At 61.0% G+C, this 12,171-nt stretch carries 9 protein-coding genes; 5 read left to right on the forward strand and 4 right to left on the reverse strand.

The features are described from left to right. Positions 1-24: 24 nt before the first annotated feature. Complete coding sequence (locus tag FHX06_RS08440; RefSeq protein ID WP_113213180.1) at positions 25-969, reverse strand: carbohydrate kinase family protein; 945 nt, start codon at positions 967-969, stop codon at positions 25-27. A 229-nt stretch (positions 970-1,198) separates the two neighbouring features. Between FHX06_RS08440 and recA the strand changes: the two genes are divergently transcribed. Next, a complete protein-coding gene (gene recA / locus FHX06_RS08445) occupies positions 1,199-2,287 on the forward strand; it encodes a recombinase RecA (protein WP_112547765.1) in 1,089 nt (362 codons plus the stop codon). Between the two features lie 150 nt (positions 2,288-2,437). Continuing rightward, positions 2,438-5,092: an alanine--tRNA ligase gene (alaS, locus tag FHX06_RS08450; RefSeq protein ID WP_113213181.1), complete on the forward strand. Its 2,655-nt coding sequence runs from the start codon at positions 2,438-2,440 to the stop codon at positions 5,090-5,092. Positions 5,093-5,175: 83 nt separating this feature from the next. On the opposite strand, the gene FHX06_RS08455 is transcribed toward alaS, so the two are convergent. Then, positions 5,176-5,808 carry a LysE family translocator gene (locus FHX06_RS08455; protein WP_183878919.1) on the reverse strand — a complete coding sequence of 211 codons (633 nt, stop codon included), beginning with the start codon at positions 5,806-5,808 and terminating at the stop codon, positions 5,176-5,178. 233 nt (positions 5,809-6,041) lie between these two features. Here FHX06_RS08455 and FHX06_RS08460 point away from each other — a divergent pair, with 233 nt between their 5' ends. Then, a complete protein-coding gene (locus FHX06_RS08460; protein WP_113213183.1) occupies positions 6,042-6,893 on the forward strand; it encodes a GyrI-like domain-containing protein in 852 nt (283 codons plus the stop codon). 60 nt (positions 6,894-6,953) lie between these two features. On the opposite strand, the gene FHX06_RS08465 is transcribed toward FHX06_RS08460, so the two are convergent. Together FHX06_RS08465 and FHX06_RS08470 are read right to left on the reverse strand one after the other, a co-directional pair. Continuing rightward, positions 6,954-7,583, reverse strand: a complete 630-nt coding sequence (locus FHX06_RS08465; RefSeq protein ID WP_183878921.1) for a glutathione S-transferase family protein — start codon at positions 7,581-7,583, stop codon at positions 6,954-6,956. A gap of 443 nt (positions 7,584-8,026) precedes the next feature. Further along, positions 8,027-9,238 carry an NADP-dependent isocitrate dehydrogenase gene (locus FHX06_RS08470; protein WP_037102662.1) on the reverse strand — a complete coding sequence of 404 codons (1,212 nt, stop codon included), beginning with the start codon at positions 9,236-9,238 and terminating at the stop codon, positions 8,027-8,029. A gap of 190 nt (positions 9,239-9,428) precedes the next feature. Here FHX06_RS08470 and FHX06_RS08475 point away from each other — a divergent pair, with 190 nt between their 5' ends. Both FHX06_RS08475 and FHX06_RS08480 read left to right on the forward strand, forming a co-directional pair. After that, entirely contained in the window at positions 9,429-9,971 is a 543-nt protein-coding gene (locus tag FHX06_RS08475) for a hypothetical protein (RefSeq protein WP_183878923.1), read from the forward strand. A 150-nt stretch (positions 9,972-10,121) separates the two neighbouring features. Beyond that, on the forward strand, positions 10,122-12,158 hold the full coding sequence (locus tag FHX06_RS08480; protein ID WP_113213186.1) for an FUSC family protein: 2,037 nt from the start codon (positions 10,122-10,124) through the stop codon (positions 12,156-12,158). Positions 12,159-12,171: the final 13 nt, after the last annotated feature.

Genomic DNA, 12,171 nt, shown 5'->3' on the forward strand with positions numbered 1-12,171 from the left:
TATCCGTTTATCGATGTTGCCGCTTCATTGCAGAATTCTGGCGGCCGGGACAAGCGAAAGCATGTCGCGAAGGAGATCCGGGGCGAGATTTTCGTTCACCGCATGCCGCGACTGGACGGTGAGGGCGGCTGCCGCCGCACCATGGCGGACCGCTTCTTCGAGCGGATGGCCACACATCAAGGCAGAGAGTGTGCCTGCTGCGAGCGAATCTCCCGCACCGGTGACATCGGCCACATTGTCAGAAATCGGCGGCTGCAGGAGAAGTGCGCGACCGTTCTTGAAGGCGACAAGCTCGCGCTGGCCGCGGGTGACGACCGCGCCGCCGATGCCGATGTCACCGAGCAGCGACGGCCAGCCGGCAGCGTCGTCCGGCCGCTTGCCGGTGAGGGCTGCAGCCTCGGCCTCATTCATGAAGAGATAGTCGATGCCTCCGAGGCAGGGCAGGAGACGCACGACCTTGGCCGGTGAAATGGCAATTGCCGCGACCGGCTTGCCGAGCGCCTTGGCCCTTGCAACGATCGCGGCTGCCGTTTCCTCCGGCAGGTTGGCATCGAAGAGGATGAAATCGGTGGCCGCGAAGGCATCGCGCACCCAGCGGATCGACAGGCGGCGCGGCACGAAGAAGCGGTAGAGTTCCATGTCCGCGAGCGCGATGACGAGATTGCCGTCCTTCTCAATGATCGCCGTATAGCTCGGCGTCTTGCGGTCGAGGAAGACGAAAGGACGGTCGTTGATGCCGGCAAAGTCGGCCGCCTCGCTCACCATTTCGCCGATCGGATCGCCGCCGCGCGGGGAAATCATCGTCACGTCGAAGCCGAGACGGGCAAGATTGCGGGCCGCGTTGAAGCCGCCGCCGCCCGGCTCCTCGAACCATGAGCCGGGGTTGCTGGCCCCCGGTGCCGTCTCATCGGCGATACGGCCTCGACGATCGATATGGGCGCCGCCGAGGACAAGAATCTTGCCGCTCATTTCTGCACCTCGAAAGCGAATCGAATGCGGCGCAAAGCGGCAGGATTCAGTGCCTGCGGGACATTAAGCCGTTGCTTTGCATCGATAAAACAAAAATAGAACACAGGCCGTTTTACCTTTTTCTTTCAATTATTTGCAACCCCATTGCGAAATAAGAACAAATCAGGTACAAACTTCGCATCAGCGGCGACATTGCTAGAGCAGCGTCAATAACCTAAAGGTGGATCGAATGTCTCAGAATTCATTGCGGCTCGTAGAGGACAAATCGGTGGACAAAAGCAAGGCGCTCGAAGCGGCACTCTCACAGATCGAGCGGTCGTTCGGCAAGGGCTCGATCATGAAACTCGGCTCGAACGAGAACATCGTCGAGATCGAAACGGTTTCCACAGGTTCGCTCAGCCTCGATATCGCCCTCGGCATCGGCGGTCTGCCGAAGGGTCGTATCATCGAGATCTACGGTCCGGAAAGCTCTGGCAAGACGACGCTCGCGCTGCAGACGATTGCCGAAGCGCAGAAGAAGGGCGGCATCTGCGCCTTCGTCGATGCCGAACATGCACTCGATCCGGTCTATGCCCGCAAGCTCGGTGTCGACCTGCAGAACCTGCTGATCTCGCAGCCCGACACCGGCGAACAGGCGCTCGAAATCACCGATACGCTGGTGCGCTCCGGCGCGATCGACGTTCTCGTCGTCGACTCCGTGGCAGCGCTGACGCCGCGCGCCGAAATCGAAGGCGAAATGGGCGACAACCTGCCGGGCATGCAGGCCCGCCTGATGAGCCAGGCGCTGCGCAAGCTGACAGCTTCGATCTCCAAGTCGAATACGATGGTGATCTTCATCAACCAGATCCGCATGAAGATCGGCGTCATGTTCGGTTCGCCGGAAACGACGACAGGCGGCAACGCGCTGAAGTTCTATGCCTCCGTCCGCCTCGACATCCGCCGTATCGGCCAGGTCAAGGAACGCGAAGAGGTCATCGGCAACCAGACGCGCGTCAAGGTCGTCAAGAACAAGATGGCGCCTCCCTTCAAGCAGGTCGAATTCGACATCATGTATGGCGAGGGCGTTTCCAAGACCGGCGAACTGATCGACCTCGGCGTCAAGGCCGGCATCGTCGAGAAGTCCGGCGCCTGGTTCTCCTATAACAGCCAGCGTCTCGGCCAGGGCCGCGAAAACGCCAAGATCTTCCTGCGCGACAATCCGGATCTCGCCCGCGAGATCGAAACGGCGCTGCGCCAGAATGCCGGCCTGATCGCCGACCGCTTCCTGCAGAATGGCGGCCCGGATGCCGGCGATGATGCTGGCGATGGCGACATGTAATCCAGCCTAGCACATAACGAATTCGAACCGGCCGCATTCCCTCACGAGAATGCGGCCGGTTTTGTTTGTTGCTGGACAGTGGCAAGGTCGGACGATAAAAGCCGATGGATTTAATTTTACCTGCCTGCTGGCAGCATCGAAGGGCATGAAATGAGCGGTGTAAACGATATCCGGTCGACCTTCCTCGACTACTTCAAGAAGAACGGCCACGAGATCGTTCCATCGAGCCCGCTCGTGCCGCGCAATGACCCGACGCTGATGTTCACCAATGCCGGCATGGTGCAGTTCAAGAATGTCTTCACCGGCCTCGAAAAGCGTCCCTATTCGACGGCGACGACCTCGCAGAAATGCGTGCGCGCCGGCGGCAAGCATAACGACCTCGACAATGTCGGCTATACTGCACGCCACCTGACCTTCTTCGAAATGCTCGGCAACTTCTCCTTCGGCGATTATTTCAAGGAGAATGCGATCGAGCTTGCGTGGAAGCTGGTCACCGAGGGCTTCGACCTACCGAAGAACCGGCTGCTGGTCACCGTCTATTCCGAGGACGAGGAAGCTGCGACGCTCTGGAAGAAGATCGCCGGTTTCTCCGACGACAAGATCATCCGCATCCCGACCTCTGACAATTTCTGGCAGATGGGCGATACCGGCCCCTGCGGTCCGTGCTCGGAAATCTTCATCGACCAGGGCGAGAATGTCTGGGGCGGCCCTCCCGGTTCGCCGGAAGAAGATGGCGACCGGTTCCTGGAATTCTGGAACCTCGTCTTCATGCAGTTCGAACAGACCGAGCCCGGCGTTCGCAACCCGCTGCCGCGCCCGTCGATCGATACCGGCATGGGCCTGGAGCGTATGGCCGCCGTTCTGCAGGGCGTCCAGAGCGTCTTCGACACAGACCTGTTCCGCACGCTGACCGGCACGATCGAAGACGCCGTCGGCGTCAAGGCCGAGGGCAGCGCCAGCCACCGCGTCATTGCCGACCACCTGCGTTCGTCCGCCTTCCTGATCGCCGACGGCGTGCTGCCGTCGAATGAAGGCCGCGGCTATGTGCTGCGCCGTATCATGCGCCGCGCCATGCGCCATGCCCAGCTTCTCGGCGCCAAGGAGCCGCTGATGTATCGGTTGCTGCCGACGCTGGTGCAGGAGATGGGCCGCGCCTATCCGGAACTTGTGCGCGCCGAGGCGCTGATCTCCGAGACACTGAAGCTTGAAGAAAACCGTTTCCGCAAGACGCTGGAGCGCGGCCTGTCGCTCCTGTCGGACGCAACCGCCGATCTCTCCAAGGGCGATATGCTGGACGGTGAGACCGCCTTCAAGCTCTACGACACCTATGGCTTCCCGCTCGACCTGACGCAGGACGCGCTGCGCGCCCGCGAAATCGGCGTCGACATCTCGGGCTTCACCGATGCGATGGAGCGCCAGAAGGCCGAGGCACGCTCGCACTGGGCAGGTTCCGGCGAGAAGGCGACCGAAACCGTCTGGTTCGAACTCAAGGAAAAGCACGGCGCGACCGAATTCCTCGGCTACGACACCGAGACGGCCGAAGGTGTGGTGCAGGCGATCGTCAAGGACGGTGCCGTCGCGGCCGAAGCCAAGGCCGGCGACAAGGTGCAGATCGTCGTCAACCAGACCCCCTTCTACGGCGAGTCCGGCGGTCAGATGGGCGATACCGGCGTGATCTCTTCCGACCACGGCAAGATCGAGATTTCGGATACGCAGAAGAAGGGCGAGGGCCTGTTCGTGCATCTGGGCACCGTGATCGAAGGCGTGGTCAAGGCCAGCGAGCCTGTCGCGCTGACGGTCGATCACGCCCGCCGCTCGCGCCTGCGCGCCAACCACTCGGCAACCCATCTCCTGCATGAGGCGCTGCGCGAAGTGCTCGGCACCCACGTTGCCCAGAAGGGTTCGCTGGTCGCGCCCGAGCGCCTGCGCTTCGACGTTTCGCATCCGAAGCCGATGACGGCTGACGAACTCAAGGTCGTCGAAGAGATGGCCAATCAGATCGTGCTGCAGAATGCTCCGGTCACGACCCGCCTGATGAGCGTTGACGATGCCATTGCAGAAGGCGCCATGGCGCTCTTCGGCGAAAAATATGGCGATGAAGTGCGTGTCGTGTCGATGGGTACGGGTCTGCACGGCGCCAAAGCCAACAGGCCCTATTCGGTCGAGCTCTGTGGCGGCACGCATGTGTCGGCAACCGGCCAGATCGGTCTCGTGCGCATCCTCGGCGAAAGCGCCGTCGGCGCGGGCGTTCGCCGTATCGAAGCGGTCACCGGCGAATCGGCCCGCGAATATCTCGCCGAACAGGACGATCGGGTGAAGACGCTCGCTGCCTCACTGAAGGTGCAGCCGTCAGAAGTGCTGTCGCGCGTCGAAGCGCTGATGGATGAGCGCCGCAAGCTCGAAAAGGAACTGGCGGATGCCAAGCGCAAGCTCGCCATGGGCGGCGGGCAGGGCGGGTCTGCCGATGACGTGCGCGAGGTCGCGGGCATCAAGTTCCTCGGAAAGGCGGTGACCGGCGTCGATCCGAAGGACCTCAAGGGTCTTGCCGATGACGGCAAGACGAGCATCGGCTCCGGCGTCGTGACGCTGATCGGCGTTTCCGACGATGGCAAGGCCAGTGCCGTCGTGGCCGTGACGCCCGATCTCGTCAGCCGTTTCAGCGCTGTCGATCTGGTGCGCGTCGCTTCCGCTGCTCTCGGCGGCAAGGGCGGCGGCGGCCGTCCCGACATGGCGCAGGCCGGCGGCCCAGATGGTGCCAAGGCTGACGAGGCGCTTGAGGCCGTTGCGGCCGCACTCGCAGGCTGAGCATTCGCCTGACGACAGGTCAAAATCAAACCGGCTGCGAGATCATCGATTTCGCAGCCGGTTTTGTTTTCGGCGCCCTGCGGTCAGTTTCTCGTCTGCAATGCGAGGCGGCAGGCGAGGCCGGTGAATACGCCAGCCAGGATATATTGCGGCAGCTTCGGGAAGCGGCGCACCGAGCCGAGACGTATGCGGATCTGACTGCCGAGCAGGATGACTGCGCCGTTGACGACAAGGCCGATGCCGTTCAGCACGCTGGCGAGCACCAGCATCTGCACACCCATCGAGCCGCCCTCGGCAGTCACGAATTGCGGAAAGAGCGCGATGACGAAGAGCGCCATTTTCGGATTGAGCAGATTGGTCGCAAGACCGGCAAAGAAGATGCGCCGTCCCGACAGCCGCCTCAGCGTCGAGGCCGGCGCAAAGGTGGTGCTTTCGGAACGGACCGTCTTGTAGGCGAGATAAAGCAGATAGAGGCAACCGGCCCAACGCACGGCCTCATAGGCAACGGGCACGGCCACGAGGAGCTGCGAGAGCCCGAAAGCTGCGGCAAGCGCGTGGCAATAGGTGCCGAGAGCAATACCCGCATAGGTCAGAAATCCGGCTGTGCGTCCCTGGCTGATACTGCGCGAGGCAATCAGCAGCATATCGGGACCGGGCGTTGCGGTGAGCACCAACGCTGCGGCGGCAAAGAGTATCAATGTAGAAAAGTCCGGCATCAGTCTTCCTCTTGGGTTCGAGCCGGAATTCCGGTCTACGCAGGATTCGCTCCCAGCACCAGGCTTTTCCGAAAATCTGAATCGATTTTCGGAAAAGCCTGGTGCGTAGATTCAAAGAGTTAGAGCGTCCTTTGTGCGTCCGAATGGACGCACGGGCTCTAGGGTTCAAGTCAGCAGGATTTGTCAAATCGGGCTATGCTTTGGTGAGCCGATCGATTTGCAAAGGGTTTGACATGGTGGGTGAAACGGCATGGGCGCTCTACGAGAACCGTCTGAGACGGGTCTCGGCCTATATCCACGATCATCTGGACGAGGATCTGGATATGGAGCGGCTGGCCGAAATCGCGTGCCTGTCGAGCTATCACTGGCACCGGATCTACAGGGCGATTTACGGCGAGACGCTGGCGGCAACCGTCAAGCGGCTGCGGCTGCATCGCGCGGCGGGCGATATCGTCCGCACGGATCTTGATGTCAGCGAGATTGCGAAGCGATCAGGCTATCCCAATCTCCAGTCCTTCAACCGCATCTTCAAATCGGTCTATGGAATGCCGCCGGCACGCTACCGGAAAGAGGGAAGCCACACGCAGTTCCAACCCTCACGCACCGGAAAGGCGCAAGCCATGTTTGATGTCACCCTGAAAACCATCCCGCAGCTCGAGCTCATCGGCGTTCCCCATACCGGCTCCTATATGGAGATCGGCAAGGCCTTCGAGACGCTGTTCGGCACGCTCTATGCCCGTGGGCTCGCAAAGCCGGAGATGCGCATGATCGGCGTCTATCTCGACGATCCCGATCTCGTGCAGCCCGAGAAGCTGCGCTCTGTCGCCTGTGTCGCAGCAGGAGAGGAGACGACCACCAATGCGCCACTGGAGCGACGCATGGTGGAAGGCGGCGATTATGCCGTGCTGCACCACAAGGGCCCCTACGCCGATATGTACAAGGCCTATCAGTGGCTCTACGCCCAGTGGCTGCCCGCGTCCGGCCGGCAGATCCGGGATCGAGTGATGTTCGAGGAATATCTCAACAATCCGCGCGAAGTCGCGCCGACCGAATTGCGGACGGATATCTACATGCCGCTGGCGTAAACGGCTCTTTTCTGTACGCATTCCGGACGCAAAACGCTACGCACTTTTGCTGGAATTGCTTCAGGCCGCCTGCATCGCCTTTGCCGCTTCTTCATCCAGCGCCGTTGCCCGCTTATAGGCATCGCGTTCGGAAAGCCGGCCGAAATAATCGACGAAGGCCTGGCGCTTTTCGATGCTGCCGAAGGCAAGACCCCAGCCGATATGCGAACCGACATAAACATCGGCAGCGGTAAAGCGCTTGCCGGCAATATAGGGGGAGGCGGCCGAAACCGCCTTTTCCAGCGTGCCCATGACATCACCGAACGAACCGCAACCTGCCATGCGCAGCCGCTCCTGCGGAATTTCGAAGCCGAGCGCCTTCAAGGTGACGGACGCTTCCAATGGCCCGGCGGCGAAGAACATCCAGCGGTAGTAATCGGCTCGCTCATCCGCGTGCGGGCCCAACCCTGCCTGCGGAAACGTGTCCGCAAGATACGCACAGATCGCCGCGCATTCCGTCACGATCGTCTTCCCATGACGGATCGCCGGCACCTTGCCCATCGGGTTGACGGACAGATAGTCCGGTTCCTTCATCGTCCCGCCGAAGGTCAGGACTTCGGTATGATATGGTATGCCGGTTTCTTCCAGCATCCACCGCGCTATCCGGCCGCGCGACATCGGATTGGTGTAGAAGGTGATTTCCTCGGTCATCCTGCTTTCCTCTCTCCCAAGCTTCTTTCGTAGCGCTGGCGCCGGAGATTTCAACCCTTGGAGAAGGCGGCGCCTTCACTGCCGCGCGGGAAATGACCTCTGTCGCCGGCGCTGCGTCAGGGCCGGCGGTCCGGCCGGGAAGGGATCGCCAGCGCTGATTGTAGTGCAGTGTCTGGGTCTCGAGCAAAGCAAGATCAAGGTAAAAGACAATCATATCCTGGCCCTCGCGGCGCGCGAGAAGCCTGACAAGCTGCAGGAATTCGGGGACAAAACTCTTCTTGGCCATCAGAACCTCCATGCCTAGGCGAGTTTCTGAATAGGCTTTGCAACTTACGCGAGGCTTACTTTTCAAAGGTGTTGCTAATTTAGCATCAGTTAGCACAGTGGCAGCAACAAAAAACCCGGCACAATGGCCGGGTTTTCGATCTCTATGCTGACAGGGCTCAGGCCATTGCGGCCTGCAGGTTCTGGTCGATCTTATCGAGGAAAGCCGTCGTGGAGAGCCACGGCTGATCCGGGCCGATGAGCAGCGCCAGGTCCTTGGTCATGAAGCCGGCTTCGACGGTATCGACGCAGACCTTTTCCAGCGTCGAGGCGAACTTTGCGAGTTCGGCATTGTCGTCCAGCTTGGCGCGGTGCGCGAGGCCACGGGTCCAGGCGAAGATCGAAGCGATCGAGTTCGTCGAGGTTTCCTGGCCCTTCTGGTGCTGACGGTAGTGGCGGGTGACCGTGCCGTGAGCGGCTTCGGCTTCAACCGTCTTGCCATCAGGCGTCAGCAGAACCGAGGTCATCAGGCCGAGCGAACCGAAGCCCTGGGCAACGGTGTCGGACTGGACGTCGCCGTCGTAGTTCTTGCAGGCCCAGACATAGCCGCCGGACCACTTCAGAGCGGAAGCGACCATGTCGTCGATCAGGCGGTGTTCGTAGGTGATGCCGGCTTCCTTGAACTGATCCTTGAATTCGGTCTCGAAGACTTCTTCGAAGATGTCCTTGAAGCGGCCGTCATAGGCCTTGAGGATGGTGTTCTTGGTCGACAGGTAGACCGGCCACTTGCGCATCAGGCCGTACATCATCGAGGCGCGGGCGAATTCGCGGATCGACTCGTCGAGGTTGTACATGGCCATGGCAACGCCGGCGCCCGGCGCGTTGAAGACTTCCTTCTCGATGACCGTGCCGTCTTCGCCGACGAACTTGATGGTCAGCTTGCCCTTGCCGGGGAACTTGAAGTCGGTGGCGCGGTACTGGTCACCGAAAGCGTGACGGCCGACGACGATCGGCTGCGTCCAGCCCGGAACGAGGCGGGGAACATTGCGGCAGATGATCGGCTCGCGGAAAATGACGCCGCCGAGGATGTTGCGGATCGTGCCGTTCGGGCTCTTCCACATTTCCTTGAGGTTGAATTCCTTCACGCGGGCTTCGTCCGGCGTGATGGTCGCGCACTTGATGCCGACGCCGTACTTCTTGATGGCGTTGGCGGCATCGACCGTGACCTGGTCGTTGGTGGCGTCGCGGTTTTCAACCGAGAGGTCGAAATAGTCGATGTCGAGGTCGAGATACGGATGGATCAGCTTGTCCTTGATGAGCTGCCAAATGATGCGAGTCATTTCATCGCCGTCGAGATCGGCGACGGGATTGGCGACCTTGATCTTCTTCATGTATCTGCCTCGTAAGCTTAGGAAGGGACAGCTGTCCCGGGTGGGTGATGTGGGTCCGGAGCGCTATAGCATTGTGAGCCGGGAACGCAAAGCAGAACGGGCAGGGACGTAGCGTTTTTGCCGCCATTGCCAAGTGCTGGAAAATGGCTAGTCTCGCCGGCAGAAGCCCCCGAGTCCCGGACATTTTGCCATGAAGAAGATCGCCGTTCTGTTCGCCGGCCTCGTTGCCGCCCTGTCTTTTGCACCCGGCCTTTCACTTGCGGCCGATGCGACTGCGCCGGTCAGGGAGATCATTGATGATACGAAGAAAAACTGGGCGGGCGAGAACAGCGACTGGATCGATATTTTCGACGAAGGAATGCTCGGCCGGCTCTACAGCAAGGATTTCGGCGACAAATACAAGGCGGCAGCCCAAAATCCTGCGGCCGACGAGGACGGCATTTCGCCCTTCGACTATGACGTCATCGTCAACGGTCAGGATGCCTGTCCGCTGCAGGATCTCTCCATCGAAAGCGGCCAGCCGGCAAACGGCACGACCGAAGTGACGGTGAAATTCAAGGCGGCGACCTGCATGGAAGGCGCACCCAACAAGGATGCCTTCACGACCGTGCGTTTCGAGGTAATCGAGGAGAGCGGCAAGGCCGTCATCGACGACATCATGATCCAGGGCGAAGAGGGGCAGGGACCGATCTCGCTCAAGGAGGCCATGGTGCAGATCGCTAATGGCGAATGACTGCCAAAGAGGTTACCGGCTGGCGACTCCGGAGAACGCGACGGCTAATGACTCTTGGCATCATCATTTTGCTGTGATTTGATTTTTGCCGAGGCGGCGGTATCTCGCTCTCGGGTTCGCCACATCCCGCGCGCATGAGGACTGGCAAGGGTGATTTCCGGCTTTGAGTTCCGAGACTGGCTGCTTGCCAATGACCCGGCGCTGTCGCGCCTGCGTATGGGGTCACGCGTCACTCTGTCGATCCTGCTCTCCTTCGCGATCCTGCTTTCGATACACATGCTCATCGTGCCGTTGCCGATCGCGTCCTATGGTCTCGGCATCGTGCTGTCGATCGAAGGCGGAGTTGCGGTACGCGACAAGGGCTCGGCGAGCCAGCTCATCACCAGGCTGCTCGGCTGCCTTGCAAGCCTTGTCGTCGTCGGTATCGCGGCGGCGCTGGAGTCGCAGCGCGTTCTCTCGGACTTCATCTTCCTCGTGGTGATCTTCCTCGCATCATCCGCGCGCGTCTACGGCCCCCGCGGCTTTGCGATCGGGATGTTTGCCTTCACTTCCTATTTCATGGGCTCCTACTTCCACCCGACGATCGCTGAATTGCCCGTCGTCCTGGTCGGCCCTGTTGTCTCGGCGCTCGTCAGCCATTGGGTGAGGGCGGTGCTTCTGCCCGACAACTGGCGGCGCGACCTGCTGCGATCGCTCGAGAGCGTGCGGGGCCGCATCAACCAGATCCTCTTCAAGCTCGCTGCCCTTGCTGCGGATGGAAAGGTCGATGAGGCCGATCGGCAGGAACTGCGCCAGCTGGAGGACCGGCTGAAGGAAGTCGTGCTGATGGCCGAGAGCTTCATTCCGCGCCCGCCGGGCGGCGTTTTCGATGGCGCTTCGGCACCGGCCGCTGAACTGGCGATCCGGCTATTCGATGCGCATCTGGCGACCGAAAGCGCCATCGTGCTGAGCTATCAAAGCCCGCCATCCTTTGTGCTCGTCCATGCGGTGATCGAGGATGACAAGGCAGTGCTCTCGGCTCAGGAGAAGGCGGTCGCCGACATGGAAGGCCAGCCGCAGGGCGAGACGGCACGGGCGTTGCTATGGTTGGGTGCCGCACGCCGGCAGCTTGCGGAGACGATCGATGCCGGGCGCAGGTCCGACTTTGCCGAGATTGCCTCGATTGAGGAGGCCAGCCCATCAACGCCGATCGATTTTTCGCTGAAGAATCCGCTGATGCGCTCGGCCCTGCAGATCACGCTCGCGGCGGCAATCGCCATGACGCTTGGGCTGGCGCTCTCACGCGAACGCTGGTTCTGGGCGGTGCTGGCGTCCTTCCTCGTTTTCAGCAATACCAATTCGCGCGGCGATACTGCTATCAAGGCGCTGCAGCGCTCAATCGGTACGCTGTTCGGCATCGCTTTCGGCCTGGTGCTGGCGACATTGCTGACGCACCAGCTGGCCATTGCCATCGCGGTTTCAATCGTCTGCGTCTTCCTTGCCTTCTATTTCCTCCAGATTTCCTATGCGACGATGACCTTCTTCATCTCGATCGTTCTCTGCCTGGTCTATGGCATGATGGGTGTCCTCACCTTCGATCTCCTCAAGTTGCGACTGGAGGAGACGCTGATCGGCGCGGTGGCGGGAACGCTCGTCGCCTTCCTCGTCCTGCCGGCACGCACGCGCGGGACACTCGATACGGCGGTCGCCAAGTGGTTCAACGCCCTGAAGGAGCTGCTCCTGGCCGTATCGGAAAAGAAGAGCCAGCCGGAGCTCATCGTCATCTCGCAGAAGGTCGATGCCTGCTATCGCGACATCACGCTTTCGGCGCGCCCGCTCGGCTCGACCTGGTCCATTGTCACCAGGCCGGGACAAATTCGCCAGACGCTGGCGATTTTCCTCTCGGTTACCTATTGGTCGCGCATTCTGGCCCGCAATAACGCCGCCGATGCCGTCGACGAGGATCTCAAGGGACGGATCACCGCAGATATTGGCCTTCTGGACAGATTTACGCCGCGCGGCTCGGAGTGTTTCCTCGTCACCCGCAAGCAGATGCGGCACGTCAGCCGTCACCTGCCACTGTGGCAGGAAGGGGCGCGGCTCGCCGTCGAAATGATCGGCTCGACCATCGAACGGCTCTATCCGACAGAGACGCAGGACTTGCCGTTTGCGGCCGGCAAAGCTATTGCGCCCGTAAATCAGGAATAGGAAGCACAAATAA

Source organism: Rhizobium sp. BK512, from assembly GCF_014194915.1.
GTDB lineage: Bacteria > Pseudomonadota > Alphaproteobacteria > Rhizobiales > Rhizobiaceae > Rhizobium.

Excerpts from the sequence above, each read along its gene's own strand:
- alaS (WP_113213181.1), top strand. The coding sequence starts at position 2,438 with ATGAGCGGTGTAAACGATATCCGGTCGACCTTCCTCGACTACTTCAAG.
- FHX06_RS08460 (WP_113213183.1), top strand. The coding sequence starts at position 6,042 with ATGGTGGGTGAAACGGCATGGGCGCTCTACGAGAACCGTCTGAGACGG.
- FHX06_RS08455 (WP_183878919.1), bottom strand. The coding sequence starts at position 5,808 with ATGCCGGACTTTTCTACATTGATACTCTTTGCCGCCGCAGCGTTGGTG.
- recA (WP_112547765.1), top strand. The coding sequence starts at position 1,199 with ATGTCTCAGAATTCATTGCGGCTCGTAGAGGACAAATCGGTGGACAAA.
- FHX06_RS08475 (WP_183878923.1), top strand. The coding sequence starts at position 9,429 with ATGAAGAAGATCGCCGTTCTGTTCGCCGGCCTCGTTGCCGCCCTGTCT.
- FHX06_RS08440 (WP_113213180.1), bottom strand. The coding sequence starts at position 969 with ATGAGCGGCAAGATTCTTGTCCTCGGCGGCGCCCATATCGATCGTCGA.
- FHX06_RS08465 (WP_183878921.1), bottom strand. The coding sequence starts at position 7,583 with ATGACCGAGGAAATCACCTTCTACACCAATCCGATGTCGCGCGGCCGG.
- FHX06_RS08470 (WP_037102662.1), bottom strand. The coding sequence starts at position 9,238 with ATGAAGAAGATCAAGGTCGCCAATCCCGTCGCCGATCTCGACGGCGAT.